21 protein-coding genes and 1 tRNA gene are annotated in these 20,667 nt (G+C 61.4%); 11 read left to right on the top strand and 11 right to left on the bottom strand.

The window, feature by feature from the left end:
• Positions 1 to 81: 81 nt before the first annotated feature.
• Together NKI21_RS07865 and NKI21_RS07860 are read left to right on the top strand one after the other, a co-directional pair.
• Positions 82 to 732, top strand: coding sequence for a YiaD family glycine zipper/OmpA-like lipoprotein (locus NKI21_RS07865; protein WP_013531371.1), 651 nt, complete (start codon positions 82 to 84; stop codon positions 730 to 732).
• A 225-nt stretch (positions 733 to 957) separates the two neighbouring features.
• Positions 958 to 1,563, top strand: coding sequence for a hypothetical protein (locus NKI21_RS07860; protein WP_352865179.1), 606 nt, complete (start codon positions 958 to 960; stop codon positions 1,561 to 1,563).
• A 73-nt stretch (positions 1,564 to 1,636) separates the two neighbouring features.
• Here NKI21_RS07860 and NKI21_RS07855 read toward each other — a convergent pair whose 3' ends face one another.
• Both NKI21_RS07855 and NKI21_RS07850 read right to left on the bottom strand, forming a co-directional pair.
• Positions 1,637 to 3,223 carry a DEAD/DEAH box helicase gene (locus NKI21_RS07855; protein WP_352865176.1) on the bottom strand — a complete coding sequence of 529 codons (1,587 nt, stop codon included), beginning with the start codon at positions 3,221 to 3,223 and terminating at the stop codon, positions 1,637 to 1,639.
• A 202-nt stretch (positions 3,224 to 3,425) separates the two neighbouring features.
• A complete protein-coding gene (locus NKI21_RS07850; protein WP_023812117.1) occupies positions 3,426 to 4,199 on the bottom strand; it encodes an NAD kinase in 774 nt (257 codons plus the stop codon).
• 720 nt (positions 4,200 to 4,919) lie between these two features.
• Between NKI21_RS07850 and NKI21_RS07845 the strand changes: the two genes are divergently transcribed.
• The 4 genes from NKI21_RS07845 to NKI21_RS07830 all read left to right on the top strand — a co-directional run bounded on the left by NKI21_RS07845 (position 4,920) and on the right by NKI21_RS07830 (position 9,642).
• Positions 4,920 to 5,891 (top strand): NAD-dependent epimerase/dehydratase family protein, encoded by a 972-nt coding sequence (locus tag NKI21_RS07845; RefSeq protein WP_352865173.1) that lies wholly within the window; start codon positions 4,920 to 4,922, stop codon positions 5,889 to 5,891.
• Between the two features lie 358 nt (positions 5,892 to 6,249).
• On the top strand, positions 6,250 to 7,284 hold the full coding sequence (locus tag NKI21_RS07840) for an extracellular solute-binding protein (protein ID WP_352865171.1): 1,035 nt from the start codon (positions 6,250 to 6,252) through the stop codon (positions 7,282 to 7,284).
• Between the two features lie 88 nt (positions 7,285 to 7,372).
• A complete protein-coding gene (locus NKI21_RS07835; RefSeq protein ID WP_352865168.1) occupies positions 7,373 to 8,800 on the top strand; it encodes an amidase in 1,428 nt (475 codons plus the stop codon).
• A 140-nt stretch (positions 8,801 to 8,940) separates the two neighbouring features.
• Entirely contained in the window at positions 8,941 to 9,642 is a 702-nt protein-coding gene (locus tag NKI21_RS07830; protein WP_352865166.1) for a TetR/AcrR family transcriptional regulator, read from the top strand.
• Between the two features lie 5 nt (positions 9,643 to 9,647).
• On the opposite strand, the gene NKI21_RS07825 is transcribed toward NKI21_RS07830, so the two are convergent.
• The 5 genes from NKI21_RS07825 to NKI21_RS07805 are packed head-to-tail and all read right to left on the bottom strand — an operon-like array spanning position 9,648 to position 14,255.
• A complete protein-coding gene (locus NKI21_RS07825) occupies positions 9,648 to 10,406 on the bottom strand; it encodes an MBL fold metallo-hydrolase (protein WP_352865163.1) in 759 nt (252 codons plus the stop codon).
• A 20-nt stretch (positions 10,407 to 10,426) separates the two neighbouring features.
• Entirely contained in the window at positions 10,427 to 11,491 is a 1,065-nt protein-coding gene (locus NKI21_RS07820) for an ABC transporter ATP-binding protein (RefSeq protein ID WP_352865160.1), read from the bottom strand.
• On the bottom strand, positions 11,488 to 12,270 hold the full coding sequence (locus tag NKI21_RS07815; protein ID WP_352865157.1) for an ABC transporter permease: 783 nt from the start codon (positions 12,268 to 12,270) through the stop codon (positions 11,488 to 11,490). The genes NKI21_RS07820 and NKI21_RS07815 overlap by 4 nt, the downstream gene beginning before the upstream one ends.
• A 1-nt stretch (position 12,271) precedes the next feature.
• Positions 12,272 to 13,150 (bottom strand): ABC transporter permease, encoded by an 879-nt coding sequence (locus tag NKI21_RS07810; RefSeq protein WP_352865154.1) that lies wholly within the window; start codon positions 13,148 to 13,150, stop codon positions 12,272 to 12,274.
• 13 nt (positions 13,151 to 13,163) lie between these two features.
• Entirely contained in the window at positions 13,164 to 14,255 is a 1,092-nt protein-coding gene (locus tag NKI21_RS07805) for a polyamine ABC transporter substrate-binding protein (RefSeq protein ID WP_352865151.1), read from the bottom strand.
• A gap of 91 nt (positions 14,256 to 14,346) precedes the next feature.
• On the opposite strand from NKI21_RS07805, the gene NKI21_RS07800 reads away from it, so the two are divergent.
• Both NKI21_RS07800 and NKI21_RS07795 read left to right on the top strand, forming a co-directional pair.
• On the top strand, positions 14,347 to 14,961 hold the full coding sequence (locus tag NKI21_RS07800) for a TetR/AcrR family transcriptional regulator (protein WP_352865148.1): 615 nt from the start codon (positions 14,347 to 14,349) through the stop codon (positions 14,959 to 14,961).
• A gap of 124 nt (positions 14,962 to 15,085) precedes the next feature.
• Positions 15,086 to 15,655: a DUF2569 family protein gene (locus NKI21_RS07795; protein WP_128305852.1), complete on the top strand. Its 570-nt coding sequence runs from the start codon at positions 15,086 to 15,088 to the stop codon at positions 15,653 to 15,655.
• 555 nt (positions 15,656 to 16,210) lie between these two features.
• On the opposite strand, the gene NKI21_RS07790 is transcribed toward NKI21_RS07795, so the two are convergent.
• The 4 genes from NKI21_RS07790 to NKI21_RS07775 form a co-directional block, all read right to left on the bottom strand.
• A complete protein-coding gene (locus tag NKI21_RS07790) occupies positions 16,211 to 16,594 on the bottom strand; it encodes a hypothetical protein (protein WP_352439950.1) in 384 nt (127 codons plus the stop codon).
• Positions 16,595 to 17,095: 501 nt separating this feature from the next.
• A complete protein-coding gene (locus NKI21_RS07785) occupies positions 17,096 to 17,368 on the bottom strand; it encodes a DUF6894 family protein (RefSeq protein ID WP_023812099.1) in 273 nt (90 codons plus the stop codon).
• Between the two features lie 515 nt (positions 17,369 to 17,883).
• The gene (locus tag NKI21_RS07780) at positions 17,884 to 18,537 is read right to left on the bottom strand and encodes an outer membrane protein (protein WP_128305850.1); all 654 of its coding nucleotides are present in this window, start codon (positions 18,535 to 18,537) and stop codon (positions 17,884 to 17,886) included.
• A gap of 457 nt (positions 18,538 to 18,994) precedes the next feature.
• A tRNA-Thr gene (locus NKI21_RS07775) sits at positions 18,995 to 19,070 on the bottom strand.
• A gap of 155 nt (positions 19,071 to 19,225) precedes the next feature.
• Between NKI21_RS07775 and NKI21_RS07770 the strand changes: the two genes are divergently transcribed.
• The 3 genes from NKI21_RS07770 to NKI21_RS07760 all read left to right on the top strand — a co-directional run bounded on the left by NKI21_RS07770 (position 19,226) and on the right by NKI21_RS07760 (position 20,604).
• Positions 19,226 to 19,393 carry a hypothetical protein gene (locus NKI21_RS07770; RefSeq protein WP_352439964.1) on the top strand — a complete coding sequence of 56 codons (168 nt, stop codon included), beginning with the start codon at positions 19,226 to 19,228 and terminating at the stop codon, positions 19,391 to 19,393.
• A 239-nt stretch (positions 19,394 to 19,632) separates the two neighbouring features.
• Positions 19,633 to 19,851, top strand: coding sequence for a hypothetical protein (locus tag NKI21_RS07765; RefSeq protein WP_352439965.1), 219 nt, complete (start codon positions 19,633 to 19,635; stop codon positions 19,849 to 19,851).
• Positions 19,852 to 20,298: 447 nt separating this feature from the next.
• A complete protein-coding gene (locus NKI21_RS07760) occupies positions 20,299 to 20,604 on the top strand; it encodes a BA14K family protein (protein WP_023812095.1) in 306 nt (101 codons plus the stop codon).
• Positions 20,605 to 20,667: the final 63 nt, after the last annotated feature.

The raw sequence follows: 20,667 nt of genomic DNA, 5'->3' as shown, positions 1-20,667 counted from the left end.
TTCGCCGCAATTCGTGGTACAAGTCGCGGGAAGGGCTGATTTGGCGCCACCGCAAGGCGTGACTTGGAGAGGGACCATCCTATGAAAAAGACTGTGCTCGTCGTCGTGGCGACGGCTGTGCTCGTGAGCGCCTGCACCACCACCGATCCGTATACGGGCGACCAGAAGATTTCCAACACGGCGGCCGGCGCCGGCCTTGGCGCCCTAGCGGGCGCCAGCCTTGGCCTGCTTGCCGGCGGCAATGACCGCCGCAACGCACTGATCGGCGCCGGCATCGGCGCGCTGGCTGGCGGCGCCATCGGCGCCACCATGGACCAGAACGAGGCCGAACTGCGCCGGCAGCTCGAGGGCACCGGTGTCAGCGTCACCCGCAGCGGCGACCAGATCATTCTCAACATGCCGTCCGACATCACCTTCAACTCGGATCAGGATGCGGTGAAGCCCGGCTTCTACCAGGTCCTGAACTCTGTCGCGCTGGTGCTGAAGAAGTTCAAGCAGACCACGGTCGACGTGTTCGGCCACACCGATTCGACCGGTGGCGACCAGCACAATTTCGATCTGTCGCAGCGTCGTGCTTTGGCGGTCGCGAACTATCTGTCCGGTCAGGGCGTGGATCAGCGGCGCTTCGCAGTCACCGGCTTCGGCAAGACACGCCCGGTCGCATCCAATGCCACGGCCGAAGGCCGCGCCCAGAACCGCCGCGTCGAAATCCAGCTGTCGCCGCTCACCTGATCCGTTCGGCAAATCAAGCGAAACGGCTCCCATGGGGGCCGTTTTTGTTTGCGCGGATATTGGCGTTGTTGAATTAGCTATTGCTAAAATATAGCTTTCCCGGAGCTATGGAAAGGAATAGCATCATCGCTGTTCCTGAGGGGATGAGGCGGTGTCACTGGCCGCGCAATCAGCATTTTTCCGCCTCGGTCTTGCACGGCCAGATCAGAAATCTGGGAGGAATGCATGACAAGAACAGCCAGCCTTGGGCGCTGCGGCGTCCTCGTTTTGACAGGTTTGGTGGGCGCGTGGCTGAACGTTGCTTCGGCTCGGGCCGAGGACGCCAACAAGGCCGACATCGAAGCCTTGAAAAAATCGCTCGCCAAATATGAGGATTACACCGTCGCCGTCCGCGACCTCTATCTGTCGACGGTCGGCTGCGTCTACTACAGCGGAGAAAAGATAGCGGGTGCGATGGACTACCCGAAGGGCGCCATGGGTATCCACTTCGTCAATGTCCCGAGTGTCGGCCAGAAGCTCGATCCGATGAGGCCAAACGTGCTGATCTACGAGCCGACCAAGAAAGGCCTGAAGTTGGTCGGCGTGGAATGGCTGGTGCCTCTGACGCCGGACATCAAGGAGCCCCCGAAGCTGTTTGGCCAAACCTTCATGGGGCCTATGGAGGGGCACTACCCTCTCATCCCGAAGGAGTTCGTCCACTACGACCTGCATGCCTGGCTCGGGGACAATCCGAACGGCATGTTCAGTCCGACGAATCCGAACGTGAAATGCAACAAGGCCGAGTTTCCGATGCTGGAAAAACCGACCAAGATGATGCCTGGGCCGATGTAACGGGCGAGCCAGGCAGGAACCTTTGCCGAGAAGACAAGCCGGATGGCTGGCTTGCCTTTGAAGCGGTCGGGAATCAGACCTTGGCGACGATCCGCATGAAGGCCGGCATGTCATCGCCGAAGCCGACGGTGGAATCATTGTCTTCCTGGTGTCGTTGGCGGGCAGGGCGGCTGTTGTCGCGCTGCGGCCTCGTGTCGCCGCGTTCCGGTGCGCGCTGTTCATTGCGATCGGATGATTTGCGGTCGGTGTTTTCCGAACGGATCGCTTCCTTGCGCGAGCGCCGTTCGCCGACGTCGGCGGCTGCGGCCTCGGCCACCGGCTGATCCTCGCGGACTGTTTCCGGTGCCGTGTCTTCGCTGCGCTTGGCGTGGCGTTCGCGCGGTTTGCGCTCGCCGCCCTTTTCCCTGCCGCGGTCGTCGTCCTTGCGGCCGGCACGGCGCGGCGCGCCCTTGCCACGGCGCGGAGCGTCGTCCTCGCCTTCGCTGGCAACCACCGTCGACAAGTCGCCGTCATGCCATTCGATCTTGTTGCCGATCAGCCGCTCGATGGCGTCGATGTATTTGGTGTCCGACTTGGTCGCGATGGTGAAGGATTTTCCGGAGCGTCCGGCGCGGCCGGTACGGCCGATACGGTGGACATAGTCCTCGGCGTGGATCGGCACGTCATAGTTGAAGACGTGGCTGACATCGGGGATGTCCAAGCCGCGCGCGGCGACGTCGGAAGCGACGAGGTAGCGCAGCTTGCCGTCGCGGAAATTGGCCAGCATCTGCATGCGCGCGCGCTGGTCCATGTCGCCATGCAGCGCACCGGCGTCGAAATCATATTTCAGCAGCGAGCGGAACAGCTCCGCCACTTCGACCTTGCGGTTGCAGAAGATGATGGCGTTCTTCAACTCCGCGTCTTCGGCCTTGATCAGATTGCGCAGCGTCTCGCGCTTGTCCCATGGCTTGGAGCCTGATTTGACCAGCCGCTGGATGATGTTGGTGGCGGCGGATGCTGCCTTCGAGACCTCGACGCGCACCGGCGCGTGCAGGAATTTCTCGGTCAGCTTGGTGATTTCCGGCGGCATCGTCGCCGAGAAGAACAGCGTCTGCCTGGTGAACGGGATCATTTCGCAGATGCGCTCGATATCGGGGATGAAGCCCATGTCGAGCATGCGGTCCGCTTCGTCGATGACGAGGATCTCGACGCCGTTGAGCAACAGCTTGCCGCGCTCGCGGTGATCGAGCAGGCGGCCGGGCGTCGCGATCAGCACGTCGACGCCGCGCTCCAGCTTCTTGTTCTGTTCGTCGAATGAGACACCGCCGATCAAGAGCGCGATGTTGAGCTTGTGGTTCTTGCCGTAGCGGATGAAATTCTCTTCGACCTGCGCGGCGAGCTCGCGCGTCGGCTCCAGGATCAGCGTGCGCGGCATACGGGCGCGGGCCCGACCGTTTTCGAGGCGGGTCAGCATCGGCAGCACGAAGGAGGCCGTCTTGCCAGTGCCGGTCTGGGCGATGCCCAAAATGTCCTTGCCGAGCAAGGCGTGCGGGATCGCACCAGCCTGGATCGGCGTCGGCTGGGTATAGCCGGCGTCGGTGACTGCGGAAAGGACCTTCGGCGACAGGCCGAGGTCTGCGAAGGTCAACGCTTCTTGAGCGGTCGTGGTGTCTGAGGACAAGTGTTGTTGTCTTTGGCTGGTTCGGGGAAGCGCAACGGCGTCTAATGGCGTCTGTCGCGGCAAGCGCCACGCGCCTGCAAGATTGGTATTGCAATTAGGAGCAAGCCCTCGATTTGTCAACAGAAACGGGCAGCAATGGCACGATTGTGAAGTTGTAACCTTAATCGGGATGCTTAATCGACCTGTCGGTCGCAGCGCCGGCTCAATAGCGGAACTGTTCGGCGAGAATACGCTCGTTCCAGGAATGATTGGGATCGAACAGCAACGTTGCTGTCGCCGTGGGTGATTCTCGCACCGTTACCGAGGTCACGGCCTTGACCTCGGTATGGTCGGCGGCGGCGTTCACCGGCCGCTTTTCCGGCTCGCGGATATCGAAGCGCACGGTCGCCTTGTTGGAGAGCAGCGCGCCGCGCCAGCGGCGCGGGCGAAACGGGCTGACCGGGGTCAGCGCCAGCAGCGGTGCGTCGAGCGGCAGGATCGGTCCATGCGCCGAAAGATTGTAGGCGGTGGACCCGGCCGGGGTTGCGATCATGACGCCGTCGCAGTTCAGTTCCTCAAGCCGGACCTGTTCGTCGACGGTGATGCGGATCTTGGCCGTCTGGTAAGACTGGCGCCACAGCGCCACCTCGTTGATCGCCAGTGCCGAAATCGTTTCGCCTTCCGAGGTCACGGCCAGCATCTCCAGCGGGCGGATCGTTTCGGCGACGGCTGCTTCGAGACGCTCCGTCAGGCCACCGGAACGATACTCGTTCATCAGGAAGCCGATGGTGCCACGGTTCATGCCGTAGACCTTCTTGCCGGTCCCCATCGTGTCGCGCAGGGTCTGCAGCAGGAAGCCGTCACCCCCAAGGGCAACGACGATCCCGGCCTCCTCGACGGAAGACTGGCCATAGCGCGCCGAGAGGCTTTCCAGCGCCGTCTTGGCGTCAGCGGTGTCGGACGAGACGAAGGCGATGCGGCTGGCGGCTTTGCTCATGGCTCCCCGATGACGACCGATTGGCAGCGGCAGGGCCGCGCCAGCGCCGGGGTAGCATGGGCGGGGTACGTCTGCAAAGGGAGCTGTCATCCCGGATGCGACCCATGCCGGATGGCAAGGCGGCCGCAGGACGGCGGATGCGGACTTGCCGTTCGCGTATCATGTCAAAGGCTACGCGAATGTGATGGTTAAGATCGGTCTTAAAGTCTCGTAAAGCCGGATCGGTCATGTTAGCCGGCAGTGGATGGGTGGCGTGGGGGCTAGCCAGTCGAGGCCGACATATTGCCGGTAACACGCCTGATCATCGTCTTTCTGATGCTGGGAAGCTTCGCGCTGCTCTTTGCCGAACTGGTGCGCCAGTCCGAAGAAACGAGCTTCCGACCGCAGCCCACGGCGTCGCGCTGTGGTGACGCAGCCGGAGCGCCATGTCCGCAAAGGGCGCTGTAGCGCTGTAACCTGATCATCCTTTCGGATGACCGGCGGCATTGGCGGCCGCTTCGGTGCGCGACATCGCGCGGCAGTTTCTCTCTTAAAAGCAGAGGCCGGTCGGCCGCCGCACATTCCATCGTGAAGGCTTGCTGTTTGCACGCGCGGCGCTTGGCGGTGTAGATGGGTGCATCGATTGGCGGAAGGGCTTTTGGGTAGCCTCGTATCCGCTGTTGTTTTGAAACAAGCCCTGTGGCTCGTTGACTGGCCGGGTGTCTGGAGCGGGGGTTTTCCATGTCACGCAGCGTGTTGGTCTCTGGCGGCTGCGGTTTCCTGGGCTCGCATCTGGTCGACCGTCTGTTGCGGCGAAGCGATCTGGAAAAGCTGGTCGTCGTCGACAATCTTTGGACCGGGACGCGAGACAACATCGCGCATGTCGCCGATCCGCGTTTCGATCTGCAGATTGCCGACGCCGAAAGCTTCTCATCCCTTCAGCGCTTCGATGAGATCATCCATCTCGCGTCGCCGGCTTCGCCTCTTTGGTACATGCGCGAGCCGGTACGCACGATCAAGGCCAACATCGGCGGCGCGCTCAATCTTCTGACGCTGCTCAAGCCCGGCGGTCGCTTCTGCTTCGCCTCGACCTCGGAAGTCTATGGCGACCCCCTGGTTTCACCGCAACCCGAGAGTTACAGGGGATCGGTGGACTGCACCGGTCCCAGGGCTTCCTATGATGAAAGCAAGCGCTGCACCGAGGCATTGCTGTTCGAGCAGCAGCGGGTTGGCGGGCTCGACATTCGCGTCGTCAGGATATTCAACACATATGGGTCGCGAACCCGCATCGACGATGGACGCGCCGTCTCGAATTTTGCCGTCCAGGCTCTCACAACCGGGGTTCTGACGGTTTATGGCGACGGCTCCCAATCGCGCAGTTGGGGTTATGTCGACGACATCGTCGAGGGGCTGGAACGTTACTTCTGGCGCGACGGCATCTCGCATCGCGGCCCTCTGAACATCGGCAACGACCACGAGGTTTCGGTCCTGCGCATCGCGGAATTCGTCAGATCGCTTGTCCCCGGCAGCCGCATCGAGCACCACCCTCCGGCTCCCCAGGATCCGACAAATCGGTGTCCGGACCTGACTTTGGCGAGGCATGTCCTTCCTGGCTGGGAAGCCAGGACGAGCTATCAGGAAGGCATCGGGCGCACCTTCGATTGGTTCCGCCAGCGAATTGCGGCCGCGGGCATTTCGGCCTCAACGGCCTGACGCGTCCGGTATCGCGGCCAGGTTCTTTCCTAGCTACCCACTGAGTCACCACCGCATCGGGCGCATGATCGGCGAGCCATGGCCGTATCCGCGGAAAGATATTGACTGTATGTTTAGTCATAGTTACTTCTGAGGTCGAGAATTGAGTTGGACAGCCGGGTTCCAGCCGGTGAATGGCCACCATGAAAGAGGGGAATATCTTGACTGCCATGCGGCTTGCCGTTGCCGGCGCGCCGCAAATGCGATGTCGACGGCCGTTCTCGTGCTGTCGGTCGGCATCGTCGCGGCCATCTTTTCGTCAGCAGGAAACGGACTTGGGGCCGTAGTGCCGCCGGTCCCAACAATGGGAGCATGCAGCATGAACTGGAAACTGACCGCGACGGCCATCGGCCTGTCGTTGCTGACTGTCACGGGCGTGGCCCGTGCCGACGGCGAGCTCAACATCTATAATTGGGGCAACTACACCAGCCCCGACCTGATCAAGAAGTTCGAGGAGACCTACAAGGTCAAGGTCACCGTCACCGATTATGACTCCAACGATACCGCCTTGGCCAAGGTCCGGCAGGGCGCCTCCGGCTATGACATCGTCGTGCCCTCGGCGAGCGTCGTGCCGGTCTGGATCAGCGAAGGTCTGCTCTTGGAGACCGATCCCAACAAGATGGAAAACTTCAAGAACGTCGATCCCAGGTGGGTCGATGTTCCATTCGATCCAGGCCGCAAATATACCGTTCCATGGCAGTGGGGCACGACCGGCATTTCGGTGAACAAGTCGGTTTATGCCGGCGACCCGAACACATCGGCGATCTTCCTCGACCCACCCCCCGAACTCGTCGGCAAGATCAATGTTGTACCCGAAATGGGTGACATCATGTTCCTCGCCATTGCTTACGAGGGTGGCAAATATTGCAGCAGCGACATGCAGATGCTGAAAAAGGTGCATGACAAGCTGGTGGAGGCGAAGGCGAAATGGCTTTCGCTCGACTATGCGGCTGTCGATGGTCTGGGCAGGGGCGACATCGCCGCGGGCGTCAACTGGAACGGCATATCGCTGCGCGAGCGGCTTGAGAACGACAAGATCGTCTATGGCTATCCCAAGGAAGGCTATCCGATCTGGATGGACAATGTCGCTGTCCTCAAGGACGCCAAGAATGTCGACAACGCCAAGCTGTTCCAGAACTTCATCATGGATCCGCAGAATGCGGCGCTGATCTCAGCCTTTGCGCGTTATTCGAACGGCATCAAGGGCTCGGAAGCCTTCATGCCCGACGACATGAAGACCGCGCCGGAAGTCAACATTCCCACCGAGTTTGCCGCCAAGGGCCAGTTCATGCAGGCCTGCCCGCCCGACGTGCAGGCGCTCTACACGAAGATCTGGACCGACCTGCAGAAATGACCTGAGCAGGCGTTCCCGCGCCGCTGCACGCGGCGCGGTCATCTCCCGTCCATGCCAAACGCGATGCGCAGATCGCAGGAGACTTCCCATGACCGATCTCGACCTTTGCTACATGCCGGCCAGCGAGGCGCTGCGGCTGTTCAAGGCGAAGAAGCTTTCGCCTGTCGAACTGATGCAGGCCACCATCCACCGCGCAGAGGCAACCAAGGCGACGATCAACTGCTTCACCTTCACGCATTTCGACGAGGCGATGGACCTGGCTGGGAAGGCCGAGGCGAAATACGCCAGGGGCGCCCGGACCGGGGCGCTCGAGGGGCTGCCGATCGGCATCAAGGACGAGAGCTATATCAAGGGCAAGCCGACCTCGCATGGCTCGCTGCTGTCCGGGGACGCCATCGGCGGCCATACCTCGACGATGAACGAGCGCATCATCAAGGCCGGCGGCATTGTCCATGCCCGCACGGCGACGCCTGAATTCAGCTGCGCCGGCTACACCTGGTCGAAACGCTGGGGTGTGACGCGCAATCCGTGGAACCCGGATTTCACGCCCGGCGGTTCGTCGGGTGGTTCCGCGGCGACGCTGGCATCCGGCACGTCGTCGATCGCCACCGGTTCGGACATTGCCGGATCGATCCGGATTCCCGCGTCGGCCTGCGGTCTTGTCGGCTTCAAGCCGCCTTACGGGCGCAATCCGGACGAGCCGCCGTTCAACCTCGATTTCTACTGCCACACCGGACCTTTGGCACGAAACGTCAGGGATGCGATCCTGCTGCAGAACGTGATTGCCGGGCCAAGCCCGCTCGACATCGCCACGCTGCGCCCCAAACTGCGCCTGCCCAGCGACTACAAGCCGATCAAGGGCTGGAAGATTGCTTTCTCGATGGACCTCGGTTCTTTCGAAGTGGACGCCGATGTGCGCAAGAACACGCTTGCCGCCTGCGACGTGTTCCGCTCGCTCGGCGCCACGGTCGAGGAAGTCGATCTGGGCTGGGGCGACGACGTGCTCAGGGCGGGCATGGCCTATCTCGAACATCTCTTCGGCGCTTCGCTGTCGCAGCTGCTCAAGGAGCACGGCAAGGACATGACGACCTATGCACGTCAATTCGCCGAGGACGGGCAGAAGTCCAAAGCCACGGATTTTGTCGGAACCCTCGATGTGGCGGCCAGGATGTACCAGACGCTGGGGCCGCTGCTTGAGACCTATGATGTGCTGGTCTGCCCGACCAACGCGCTTCCCTCCGTGCCGGCGGAGTTCGATCAGACCACGGGCACGGTCGAGATCAACGGCAAGCAGGTGAACCCGTCGCTTGGCTGGGTGATGACGACGCCGTTCAACATGATGAGCCGTTGTCCGGTCCTGTCCATCCCTTCGGGCCGGGCGGCAAGCGGCGTGCCGACAGGCATCCAGATCGTCGGCCGCACCTATTGCGATACCGATGTTTTCCGAGCGGCCATGGCCTATGAGAGGGCCAAGGGGCAATGGTACACAAACGCCGAAACGCGTCCGTCGCTATAACAGGGCGATGCGGCTCTTGCCGCGATGGTGGTTGATCTGCGGTCTCGGTTGTGGTGAGCCGACGCCGGACACCTCGAATAGACGGATCCGTGGCGGCGCCGGCGATCGCCGCCAGAAGGTCCGAAAGGAGCTGGACGAAGATGGCGCAACAAAAGGCTGCGGCGGCAAAACGCAAAGGCGCAATAGCGAAGAATGGAAGTGCGGCAAACGATCCCGCGCCGCCCAAGGACCGTCGGCGCGAACGCGGCGAAGCCAGCGTACAGCGGATCATCGACGCCACCATCGAGCTCATCGCGGAGGAGGGGCTGGCAAGCGTCACCATGCAGCGCATCGCCGAACATGTCGGCTCGTCCAATGCCTTGGTCGTCTTCCATTTTCGCAGCAAGGAGAACCTGTTTCGCGCCGTCCTGCAGTATCTCAGCGATCGCTATGACGAGCTGTGGGTGACGTTGGTGCGGGCGCCCGGCCTGTCTCCGGTTGAGCGGGCCCTGGGCGCGGTCGATTGCGCGCAACGTTTCGCCCGCCAGCACCCGAAATGGGTTTCGGTCTTTGTCGTGTTCTCCAGCGACCGCAAGAGCATGCAGATCTACAACGAGATCGGCCTTCCGAGCGATCTCGCCTACACCGCCGAGGCGCGCGAGCTGCTGATCGAGATTTCGTGCAGCGGCGGTTATACCGGCGTCGACATCGACACGCTGTCGGAGAGCCTGAATTATCTGGTTCATGGCGCCTGGTATTGGGATCATCTCAATCCGTCCAGCCGTGACACCAACGTGCTGCGCAAGACCATGCTGCTCCTGCTGCATCAGGCGTTCCCGCGGCATTTCGAACTGATGCGCTAACTGCTTCAGGGCTGCCGCAGATGGCAGCCGGCCTGCCGCTTCTGCGCCAGATACTCGTCGACAAGCTGGCGGTAGCGCACCTTGCCGAAGCTGGGGAAATGGCCGCCATGCACGACCGAGACATCGAGGTCGCGCATACGCAGCAGCGTAGCGACATAGTCATCGACAACCGAGTGGTAGACGTCGTCGATCAGCGGGCCGTCATAGATGATGTCGCCGGATAACAGGATGCCCGTCCTGTTTTCGTAGAGCGCGATGCCGCCGGGCGAATGGCCGGGCGTGTGGATCGCCTCGAAGGCCCGGTCGCCGAGATCGACGACGTCGCCATGGTCGAGCAGACGGCCGGCCGGTGCGGGCAGGATGCCGTAGCGCGCCGTGTCCCAGCCTTGCGGCATGCCATCGAACATCTCGTCGGTCGCATAGGTGCCGGCTGCCGTCCATTCGTTGCGCGGATCGGCGAGGATGTCGGCCTCGGCGGCGTGTACGCAGCGGTCCGGAAATTCGTGATGGCAGCCGATATGGTCGAAATGCGTGTGGCTGGCGACGCAGGTCAGCTTGCGCTCGCTGACCAGCGGCACATGACGCCGAAGGCTGAAATGGCCGAGCCCAGTGTCGAAGAGGAGATCGCGGTCGCGGCCGCGCACATGCCACATATTGCAGCGGAAGAACGGTTTTATCCATGGCTCGTGGATCAAGGTCACGCCATCGCTCATGCGGATGGTTTCGTACCAGTCCGGTGCCTTGATGAGCGGAAGTGTTGCCATTTTCAACCCGTCAGAAAAGTTCAGTCCGTCAGCAGGATGATCTGGTCGGTATCGCACGAAACGGCAACTGTGTCGCCCGGCCGGGCGGTGGCTGTCGCGGGCAGCCTGGCGATGAAGTGAAGCGAGGGGTCTTCGACGGAGACGGCAAGCACGCGCTTGAAGCTGCCCTGGAAGACGACGTCGCTCACTCTGGCCGTGCCGAGCCTGACACAGCCGCTGGCCTCGCCGAGGACAAGATGCTCCGGCCGTATGGCCAGCGCAACGGCAGAGCCGACCGGCAAGGCGCCGGGCAGCGAGATCGGCCCGACGGGCGTGGCGACGGTGCTTGTCCTCTCCTTCGCCTCCGTGACCGTGCCGGCAAGGATCGTGCTTTCGCCCATGAAGGTCGCCGAAAAGCGCGTCGCCGGCCGTGCGTAGACGCGCTCGGGCGGACCTTCGTCCTCGATGCGCCCGTCATTCATCACCACGCAATGGTCGGCCAGCGCCATCGCTTCTTCCTGGTCGTGGGTGACGTGGATGAAGGCGGTGCCGACGCGCTTCTGGATTGCCTTCAACTCGTCCTGCATCTGCCGGCGTAATTTGAGATCGAGCGCGCCGAGCGGCTCGTCGAGCAAAAGCACCGCCGGCTCGATCACCAGCGCCCGCGCCAGCGCCACGCGCTGCCGCTGGCCGCCGGAGAGCTGGTGCGGTTTCTTGTCGAAAGCAGCGGCGAGACCAACCAGGGCCAGCGCCTCGCGCGCCTTTGCCGCGCGTGTCGTGCCGTCGACCCCCTGCATGCGCAGGCCGAAGCCGACATTGCTGCCGACGCTCATATGCGGGAACAGCGCATAGTCCTGGAACACCGTCGTCGTCGGCCGCTTGGCCGGCGGCACCGAAGTACAGTCCTCGCCACGGATGAACACCTTGCCTTCGCTGGGCGTGACGAAGCCGCCCAGAATGGACAAGAGCGTCGTCTTGCCGGAGCCGGACGGCCCGAGCAGGATCGTGTAGCTGCCCGGCTCGATCTGCAGCGAGACATCCTTCAGCACGGTGTGCTGGCCGAAGCGGTGCGAGACGGCACGAATATCGACCAAAGGCGCGGTCATGCCTTTCTCCTGCGCAGCAATGTCAGTTCGAACAGCACGACCAGCACGATGGAGACGGCGAAGACCAGCGAGCCGACGGCGTTGGTCTTGGGGTTGAGGCCGGAGCGCAGCAGGTTCCAGATCTCGACCGGCAGCGTGGTGTCGAAGCGGGTGAGCAGGAAGGAGATCACGAACTCGTCCCAGGAGAAGGTCATCGACAGGAAGAAGCCGGCGAAGATGGCAGGCGCCATGACCGGCACTGTGATCAGCAGCAGCACCTTCCATTCCGGCGCGCCGAGGTCGCGCGCGGCGCGTTCGATGTTGATCTGGTGATCGCCCATCTGGCTGTAGATGATGGCAAAGCACAGCGGCAGGTTGATCACGACATGGCCGATGCCGGCGGCAAGCAAGGATTTCGGTACGCCGGCCCAGTTGAACAGCACCAGCAGCCCCATGCCGATGATGAGATAGCTGACCGTCAGCGGCAGGGTGATCAGCCCGCGCAGCAGGCCGGAGCCAGGCAGGACGAAGCGGGCAAAGCCCCAGGCGGAGAGAAAGCCGAGCGTGACGGCTGCGAGCGAGGAAATGGATGCCACCAGCAGCGAGTTGACCAGCGCCGAGGTCAGCCGCGTGTCCGAAAGAACCGCCTCGTACCAGCGCAGCGACGGGCCGGTGAAGGGCGGGATCGGGAACGACGTCGCCTGCAGCGAAAACAGCACCAGTACGACGACCGGCAGGAAGATGAAGCCGTAGACGGCGATCGCGTAGAGCCAGGAGGCGATGCGGACAATCCTGCGCATCTCAGCCCCGCTCGATCTTCAGCCAACGGGCGCAGGCGAGGTAGGCGATGGTGACGACCGCCATCAGGATGATCGACAGCGCTGAGGCCAGCGGAAAGTCGCCGCGCCGGCCGATCTGCATCATCACCAGCTGCGGCATCAGCAGCTCGTTGTTGCCGCCCAGGATCTGCGGCGTGATGTAGTCGCCGATGCACAGCACGAAGGTGAGGAAGGCGCCGACCATGATGCCGGGCAAGGTCAGCGGCAGCACGACATGCAGGAAGGTGCGCACCGGCCCGGCGCCGAGATCGGCGGCGGCTTTGCGATAGCTCGGACTGAGCTGCTTGAGGTTGGCAAAGATGGTCAACGTCAACAGCATGACGAAGAAGTGCACGAAGCCGGTGACGGTGGCGAAACGCGTGTTGGCGAGTTGCAGCGGCTCGCTGATCAGGCCAGAGCCGGTCAGCGCCCGGTTGACGACGCCGTTCTGCGCCAGCACCAGCAGCCACGAGTAGGAGCGCACGACATAGGATGTCCAGAACGGCAGCACGGCCAGCATCAGCGCCAGCCGCTGCCAGCGTTCCGGCACCTGTTCGGCGAGGATCCAGGCAAAGGGGTAGGCGAGCAGCACCGAGATTACGGTGACGATCGCGGTCACCTGCAGCGAGTTCACCATCGCCTGCCAGTAGGAGGGGTTGGTGAAGAACTGGCTGTAATTGGACGCCGTGAAGCCGCCGCCCTCATGCGCCGTCAGGCTGGAAAACCCCATCGCGACGAAAGGCAGCACGAAGAACAGCAGCGTCCAGCCGAGCGCCGGCGTGACCAGCGCCCAGGGCAGAGTAGAACTCGCCCGGGGCAGAGCACGGCCCGCCCTGGGGAGGTTGTTTGCCGAGGTGCTCATGAGCGGTTACAGCTCATTTTGCCTGCAGCATTTCGGTCCACATGTCCTGCATCTTCTTGTCGAGATCGGCATTCGGCGCTGGATAGGCCTGGGCGCGCGCCAGGAAGCCCGGCTGCTCGTCGAAACGCAGGACCTTCTTCTGGTCGTCGGTGAGCGCTGCCTTGGTGTTCGCCGGCATGCCCCAATAGCAGGACGAGGTGGCAAGCCGCGCCTGGCCTTCCGGGCTCATAATGTACTGGATGAACTTCAGCGCCATGTCCTTGTTCTTGGAATCCTTGAACATGGCCAGCGACTGCGACCACAGCACCGCACCCTCCTTGGGGATGGAGAAGTCCAGCGCGGGGTTCTCCTTGGCCAGGCCCGCCGTCACCCATTCGCCACCGCCGACCAGAATGTCGACCTCGCCGGTCGCCAGCGCCGTCTGGCTGGCGGTCACTTCGCCGACCAGCTTGGCGTTCGCCTTCATCTTCAAAAGCTCGTCCTTGAGGGCGGGCAGGTCGGCTTCGGTGAGATCGGCCGTCTTCTTGCCGATGGCCAGCGCGGCCATGCCGATGACCGGCAGATAGTAGTCGTAGATGGCGACCTTGCCCTTGTACTTGTCGCCGGTGAGCGCGGCCATCGACTGCATGTCGGCCGGGTCGACCTTGGTCTTGTTGTAGCCGATCGTGTTGTAGCCGAATTTCTCGGTAATGCCGTAGCGTTTGCCGCCGACGACGGTGGAGCCGTCCATCTTCACCTGCGCAAACAGGTCGGCCAGTGGCAGCTTGTCTTCCGGCAGCGGCTCGAACAGGCCCTTTTCGACGCCGCGCGGTATGTCGATGCTGTCGATCACCATCACGTCCCAGTCGCCCGGCTGCGACTGTTCGACGATGGCCAACCCGGCGCCGGTGCCCTCGAATTCCTTGACGTTGACCTTGACGCCATTGGCCTCCTCGAACGGCTGCAGCAATGCCGGATCGGCATGATCGCACCAGATCAGCGCGTTGAGGTCGGCGGCCCGGGCGGCGCTGCCGGCTCCGAGCAGCAGCGTCGTGGCGGCGCACGCTGCATGCAGATGGCTCTTCAGGATGGAAAGCGGATTCCTGGATGTAGGTTTAGCGGACATCGAGTGTTCTCCCTTGCCTTTGTGGCTTCTTGCAAAAAATTGAACCAATTCTAAAATTGAGTCAATTCTGTTTTTATGGCAAGAGGCTGATATGAGCGGATTGCGGGCAAGGCAAAAGGCGGACCGGCACAGGCGCATCATCGAGGCGGCGGCGGAACTGTTTCGCGAGGCCGGCTACGAAGGCGCCAAGATCGAGGCGATCGCCGCCCAGGCCGAGGTCTCGGTCGGCACCATCTACAATTACTATGAAAACAAGGGCGACATCCTCGGCGCCATCGTCTCGCTGGAGGTCAACGAGGTGCTGAATGCCGGTCAGGGCGTCGTCGCCCGGCCGCCGGCCAATGTCGGCGACGCGCTGGACACGCTGATCGGCATCTATATCGAGCACTCGCTGCACTATCTCAGCAAGGAGATGTGGCGGCAGGCGATGGCGATCTCAACGCAACTGCCCGATAGCCCGTTCGGCCAAGCCTACACCGCGCTCGACCGCGCGCTAACGGAACAGATCCGCGCTCTGATCGTCCGCCTGCAAGCGCTCGGCCTTGTGCGGCAGGACATAGACGGGGCGGCGCTCGGCGAACTGATCTTCAACAATATGAACATGATGTTCATCGAATTCGTGAAGCGCGACGCGGCGAGGATTGCGGAATTGCGGGCGGCGGTACGGAGGCAGAACAGGATATTGGTGGCGGCGATTGGGGTGTGAGTGGCAGGAAAGGGCAGGAGAAAGCGTTGCTTCCGCATAAGACCTGGTTTCAGATGCATGTCGGCTCTTGAGTTGAATTTAAAACCTGATACAACTTATAGGAGCAAAAACGGGGGAGGGGTAAATGGGGACGTTTTCTATCTGGCATTGGGCGATCTTGCTGCTGTTGATCGGCGTGCCTGTTTTCTTTGCTGTTCGATCAGCCGCGAAGCCGTCGCAGAATCCCGAGGCTCTTGTGGGCTTCGGCGGCTGGTTAATGCTGCTGGCGATCGGTCAGACGTTATCACCGTTGCGCACACTTGCCGACTTCGCCAATTCGGCCGACGGCTACCAGCAACTCATGACCCTCCCGAACGGACCCCTGGCGGTGTATGGCGAACTTGCTCTCAATCTGGCATTTCTGGCGCTTCAGCTGGTTGTGCTCGTTTCGATGCTGCGGCGAAGCCACCGCTTTCCGCAATTGTTTCTGCTCCAGTGGCTGGCGATTCCTGTCGTTTTCATCCTGGACACGATCTGGGTTGCGTCAGTTCTGGGCGTTCCGGTGAGCCTGGTGCTCGCAGGCGATGCGCTGGTGGCCCCGATAGTCTCGTTTGTGCTGACAGGGCTCTGGGTCGCCTACGTCTACAAGTCCGTCAGGGTCCGGAACACGTTCACCGGGGTTGGGGCATCCACCCAGGTCGCGAGCGTGTCATAAAAGACAGCAAACTTGGAATATTTGGAGCATCACGGGCTCGGCGAACTGATGTTCATCGAATCCGTGAAGCGCGAGGGGGGAGAACCCGAACTGCGCGCGGTGATCGGCAGGCAGAATCGGATTCAGGCAGAATCGGATTCAGGCAGACGCGCGTCCTGCATGAGGTGCTGTTAAACGCGTTGCGGGAAGTCACCGGGAAGGAAGTCGAGTTCATCCGGTGGAACATTACTGGGCCGGTGCCTCCTACGGCGGGGTAGAACCGACTGCAAAGGCGACGGCTGTGCCCCATAACGGGTCAAAAAGTTTGGCATCTAAATTGCTCTGACAGGTATGGGGTGGGCGAGAGCCCGTCGCTTCGCAAATGGAGCGGCGGGTCTACTCTACCAGCGACTGTCGAATGGCCACGGCAGCAGAATGTACCCGCTTGTCAGCAGAAGCTGACGGAACAACCGTGCGCGCACAAAGTTGGATTGCAGGAAGCACCGCATGCCGGCTTCCGCAGCCCGTTTCGTGTCACCGGCAATGTGGGCGGGACGGGCTGTTTTGCGTTGGTGACTACTTGTGGGTGATCCAATCCAACAGGCCAACGTCGATCTGCTCGCACCCGACATATTCGCGGACCAAGCTCTCAGCCAAATCGCGCCATTGACATTCAGGCACGCTCATATCCCTGACCAGGGCTCGAAATGCAGAGCGAAGAATATCAGCATCGAAGGCGGAGACGGAAGCAGGAGTCGGGCCCGGATCTTCCCACCCCTGGGCCATGTCATCGCGGTGACGTTGGCGAAGGCGCTTGAGCAGTTCGCGTGATGCCTCGATTGCACGTCGGGAGTGATCCATATCGCGGCGAAACGAGGCAGTTCCGGCCAGGGAATGGTGCCGCAACCGAAAGCTGGTTTCGATAGCCGCGCATGCGACTTCCATATGCGTTTCAACCATCGCGGCCTCCCTTGCTGCGAAGGGATTTATTTACTCTCTTCTCACGCGTGACCCAAGAAGGATTCAACGTACGGTTTGATACGCAAGGGCCGCGCGCAGATGGGCGCGGATCGCGGCGGCGTCTCTAACGAGCATTCGGGCGTGAGTAAGCTGTTCAAACAAGACGTGCATTCGCGCTCGCTCATGAGCCAGGCGGGCACGCAGGGCACTCGCTAATACAATCTCATCGAAGGCGTCGAGGGGGATAGACCGTCGCGGACAATCTTGCCTGACCTCGGCGGCGTTCAATTCAAAATCGCCTTGCCGGGATGTTCCGCTTTCGCCATCAGCTTGTTGAAGGCTGCGGCTTCATCCGCCGTGTCAAACGGCGCCGCCGTGATTGCTCCATCCACCGTCAAAGTGGCAGCTAGATATGGGAGGCCAGGCAGTGGCGGAAGGTAGACCATGTAAGCTGGGCGGGGAAATTTCATCCCCTATGTAGCACGGTCTGCCGGTCATCTCCTAATCGGGCGGAACGCCGCTTTGCTCCATTTCATCGCTGCCCAATCGTATTAGCTCGAACGTGACCTTAACGACCAACAAAGCGGCGTTGGTATCGTCGCGAACGTGGAACGCTACCTGACGATGAGTGCCGTCCGGCATCGCGTCTTTCGCTATTTCCAAAAGCGCCCGTGCGGCCTCGTCTTCCACGGCCTCCACGCTCGGAAGCTCTGTGCCCTTGGTGTCGGGATAGAATTCGCCGTTGTCGGTCAGATCAAAGTAGAAGCGGGCCATGCAAACCCGACAATGTCGATGCCTCCAAAAAGGTTTCCCAGTGCAATCATTTTAGTGCTTTGGATTCCCATCGTGGGCGTGATGCGTCCGGTGCTTGCCATTCGAAGTTCATCCTCCGATGGAGCCCGAGCAGGTCCACACGCCGCCGCTGGGCGAGGCGGCTTCAAAAGAGCATCGTGCAGCCGCTTCTATCGCCAAGCTGCGATCATTGCCGATCGCTCCAAGCAGTGCATGAGGTGCTGTTGAAATCCATCAAGGAGATCACCGGCGAGGAAGCGTCGTTCATCATCAGGTGGAATTGACCGCCCAGCACCACAAGGGCCGGAGCACCCGGCAGAAGAGCCGCATAGCATGGTCCCAAACGGAGGAAGGGCCTGAACCGCGAACTATTTGCGATCCAGACCCCTGGCCGTCGGGTTCTTGGCGACATTGCGCCCGCGGAAGGCCGTTCGCAAGCTGGACCTTGGTCTTGCTATTCCTGCGGAGCGCGTCAACGTCGGAGACGCGCTGAACAGTTAGAATTTCATCGCGATGCCGACGCGGAAATCGTGCGTCTGAAGCGTGTGTTCCAGCGTGCATCCGCCGCCGCAATATTCAAGCGACTTCTTGCCGAAGAAGGAGAAATCGTATTCGCCTCGCAAGAACACGTTGTGTGTGAGAGCGACGTCGATGCCTGCTCCAACAATACCACCGACCAAAGTTGCATCCCGCTCGGCGTTTCCACCTGGATAGAACGTCTTCAGCTTTGCGGCGGTTACACCAGCCGTGACAAACGGCATGTAGGCTCCCATGTCCATGCCAACGCGACCCTTTACGGATCCGAACAAACCTGTGGAGGCGTCGAGAACGCCTGGGCCTGGAATATCGTCGAAGGTGTTCTTCTTAAAGCGGTAGCCAAGCTCGCCTTCAACGCCATAGACAATCTTGCCGGACTGGAAGTTATAACCTGCAAAGCCGCCGACCGCGGCCGAGCCGACGTTGTGCGTTGCGCCAGCCTGGGCGCCCGGCTCATAGATCTTGTAATGTTCCAACGTTCCGGCGCCGAACACGCCGGCGTATGGCCCTTGCCAGGTCCATTCATGGGTGTCGACAGGAGCGGTCATCATATCGGCAGCGATGGCCGGAGCCGCCGAAAGCGCAACGAATGAAGCGAGCAAAAAAGCTTTCATGAAATCCCCATCAAATCGCCAAGCGCTTTATATCGATGAGCCTGCAACTTTGTATGTAGCTAGGAAGTCACACCTGTGGACTAAGTTGCTGCGCCTGAATTCGGCGACTAGGTATCAGGAAGGCCGGTGCAAACAGGCATCCCTCGAGGAGTTCCGGACTTCCGCGGCCGAACACCGGCGCCGCCACAACCTCTGGAATGAAACTCAACGCCGGCGAGGAATGGCAGTCAGGTTTCGACGCGGGCATTATCCGGAAATTCGAGAGCGGAGCGTGGAAGGTGCCGTTCTAATCTTCAATAAATCCCGCCGCCGCACGGTGGCGGGCTTTCCACATGGTGATGCTCCGGGGCGGATATTCTCGCCGGTAAGTGCATGATTTCCAAGGTGGATCAGGCGGCGGATCGAACTCGAGGACAATAGATTAACTATCTGAATTTACTCAATTGCCGCACTTTGCTGGTGCCCCCGGACGGAATCGAACCGCCGACCTTCGGTTTACAAAACCGCTGCTCTACCAGCTGAGCTACAAGGGCACGGCGCTCCGGTTAGCATATTTGTTGCGCCAGTAAAGACAAAACTCCGTTTTTCTCGGCATGCGGCATAGGCTGTCGGGGCAGGGCATCCTGAAAAGCGCCGGATCGCTTCCTACATCTAGGGGAGGTGCAATCGCTTCGAGCAGGGGTGTCGCATGATCAGATTTGTCGTCATTCTCCCGATCATCTTCGTGGCCTGGATGCTGCTGGTGAAGATCATCAGTGATGTGAAGAAGGCCAATGTCGACTGGACCGGCGTCACCACCATCATCGGCTTCATCGCGCTGGCGTTCTGGCTGCGCCATGTCACGGGGATGGGGTGAGGGAATAGGGGAATAGGGAATAGGGAATAGGGAATAGGGAATAGGGAATAGGGATTGCATCGTTCGGATGCGCATGGTGCCGTTTCACTACTGCCTACTGCCTACTGCCTACTGCCTACTGCCTACTGCCTACTGCCTTCCGAAAAATCTCCAAGACCTTTCGAACCTTTTGCCGCGCCGCGCCGACTGATGGTTAGAGGCGAATGGGTCGCCTCGATCAAAAGATCCAGGAGATCATCATGTTGAAGCGCACTCTTACCTCAGGCCTCGTCGCCATCTTCGTCGCCACCGGCGCGCTCGCCGGCACTGTCGGCACGTCGTCAGCCCACGGCATGCACGGTCATCATCATCACCACCACAACCATCACAAGAAGCACTTCAAGAAGTTCTGGTGGAAGCACTACAACCACCACCACAACCATCACCACAGGCACGGCAGGGTGATCATTTTCCTTTGATGGAGGGACCCAATTTCCCAAAAGGGCGGCTTCGGCCGCCCTTTTTGCGTTGGGCGATCACTTTGTGAAGTGGGGACGGCAAAGCTGCCGATCTCCCCCTTTGCGGGGGAGATGTCCGGCAGGACAGAGGGGGGTGTGAAGGATCACCGGCTTCCCCATGAACTTTCTCTATTTTGTCCGTGCGGTTGCCTCGCCCTGATTGGTTGACAAGCTGGCGGGACAGCACCCCCCTCTGCCCTGCCGGGCATCTCCCCCGCAAGGGGGGAGATCAGCCGCATCAACTTCTTCGCCAAGCTCTCGCAAGGTCGCCGTCAGCATGACCTCGGTCGATCCGATTTCTCCGATCCCAGAAAAATCGAAAAAAGATTCGAACCTTTTTCCTGGCCGCGACGACAGATGATCAAGAGGCGGATGGATCGCCTCGGTCAACGAAGCAAGGAGATCGTCATGTTCAAGAGCACACTCGTTTCCGGCCTCATCGCCACTGCAGTTGCCGCCGCCACGCTGGCCGGCACCGTCCAGCCCTCGGCCGCCCACAGCCATCACCACAACCGCGAAATCGGCATCGGCATTGCCGCCGGCGTCGGCGGCTTCGTCCTCGGCAGCCTGCTCGCCCAGCCGCGTACCGTCTATGTCGACGAAGGCGGCGGCTCGTGGCACGTCCGCCGCTGCTATGACCGCTACCAGAGCTATGATGCGGACTCCGACACCTATCTCGGCCACGACGGCTATCGCCACTACTGCCGTCTTTGAGAGGAGGAGGCGTTTCAATCAGCCAGAAGAGGGGCGCCCCGCAGCCCCTCTTTCGCTGTGCTT

Source organism: Mesorhizobium sp. M0715, from assembly GCF_040320355.1.
Taxonomy (GTDB): Bacteria; Pseudomonadota; Alphaproteobacteria; order Rhizobiales; family Rhizobiaceae; genus Mesorhizobium.
This window is presented reverse-complemented; position numbering and strand designations above follow the sequence as displayed.

Coding starts and splice junctions, on each gene's coding strand:
- NKI21_RS07865 (WP_013531371.1), top strand. CDS start 82: ATGAAAAAGACTGTGCTCGTCGTCGTGGCGACGGCTGTGCTCGTGAGC.
- NKI21_RS07860 (WP_352865179.1), top strand. CDS start 958: ATGACAAGAACAGCCAGCCTTGGGCGCTGCGGCGTCCTCGTTTTGACA.
- NKI21_RS07850 (WP_023812117.1), bottom strand. CDS start 4,199: ATGAGCAAAGCCGCCAGCCGCATCGCCTTCGTCTCGTCCGACACCGCT.
- NKI21_RS07845 (WP_352865173.1), top strand. CDS start 4,920: ATGTCACGCAGCGTGTTGGTCTCTGGCGGCTGCGGTTTCCTGGGCTCG.
- NKI21_RS07840 (WP_352865171.1), top strand. CDS start 6,250: ATGAACTGGAAACTGACCGCGACGGCCATCGGCCTGTCGTTGCTGACT.
- NKI21_RS07835 (WP_352865168.1), top strand. CDS start 7,373: ATGACCGATCTCGACCTTTGCTACATGCCGGCCAGCGAGGCGCTGCGG.
- NKI21_RS07830 (WP_352865166.1), top strand. CDS start 8,941: ATGGCGCAACAAAAGGCTGCGGCGGCAAAACGCAAAGGCGCAATAGCG.
- NKI21_RS07825 (WP_352865163.1), bottom strand. CDS start 10,406: ATGGCAACACTTCCGCTCATCAAGGCACCGGACTGGTACGAAACCATC.
- NKI21_RS07820 (WP_352865160.1), bottom strand. CDS start 11,491: ATGACCGCGCCTTTGGTCGATATTCGTGCCGTCTCGCACCGCTTCGGC.
- NKI21_RS07815 (WP_352865157.1), bottom strand. CDS start 12,270: ATGCGCAGGATTGTCCGCATCGCCTCCTGGCTCTACGCGATCGCCGTC.
- NKI21_RS07810 (WP_352865154.1), bottom strand. CDS start 13,150: ATGAGCACCTCGGCAAACAACCTCCCCAGGGCGGGCCGTGCTCTGCCC.
- NKI21_RS07805 (WP_352865151.1), bottom strand. CDS start 14,255: ATGTCCGCTAAACCTACATCCAGGAATCCGCTTTCCATCCTGAAGAGC.
- NKI21_RS07800 (WP_352865148.1), top strand. CDS start 14,347: ATGAGCGGATTGCGGGCAAGGCAAAAGGCGGACCGGCACAGGCGCATC.
- NKI21_RS07795 (WP_128305852.1), top strand. CDS start 15,086: ATGGGGACGTTTTCTATCTGGCATTGGGCGATCTTGCTGCTGTTGATC.
- NKI21_RS07790 (WP_352439950.1), bottom strand. CDS start 16,594: ATGGTTGAAACGCATATGGAAGTCGCATGCGCGGCTATCGAAACCAGC.
- NKI21_RS07785 (WP_023812099.1), bottom strand. CDS start 17,368: ATGGCCCGCTTCTACTTTGATCTGACCGACAACGGCGAATTCTATCCC.
- NKI21_RS07780 (WP_128305850.1), bottom strand. CDS start 18,537: ATGAAAGCTTTTTTGCTCGCTTCATTCGTTGCGCTTTCGGCGGCTCCG.
- NKI21_RS07770 (WP_352439964.1), top strand. CDS start 19,226: ATGATCAGATTTGTCGTCATTCTCCCGATCATCTTCGTGGCCTGGATG.
- NKI21_RS07765 (WP_352439965.1), top strand. CDS start 19,633: ATGTTGAAGCGCACTCTTACCTCAGGCCTCGTCGCCATCTTCGTCGCC.
- NKI21_RS07760 (WP_023812095.1), top strand. CDS start 20,299: ATGTTCAAGAGCACACTCGTTTCCGGCCTCATCGCCACTGCAGTTGCC.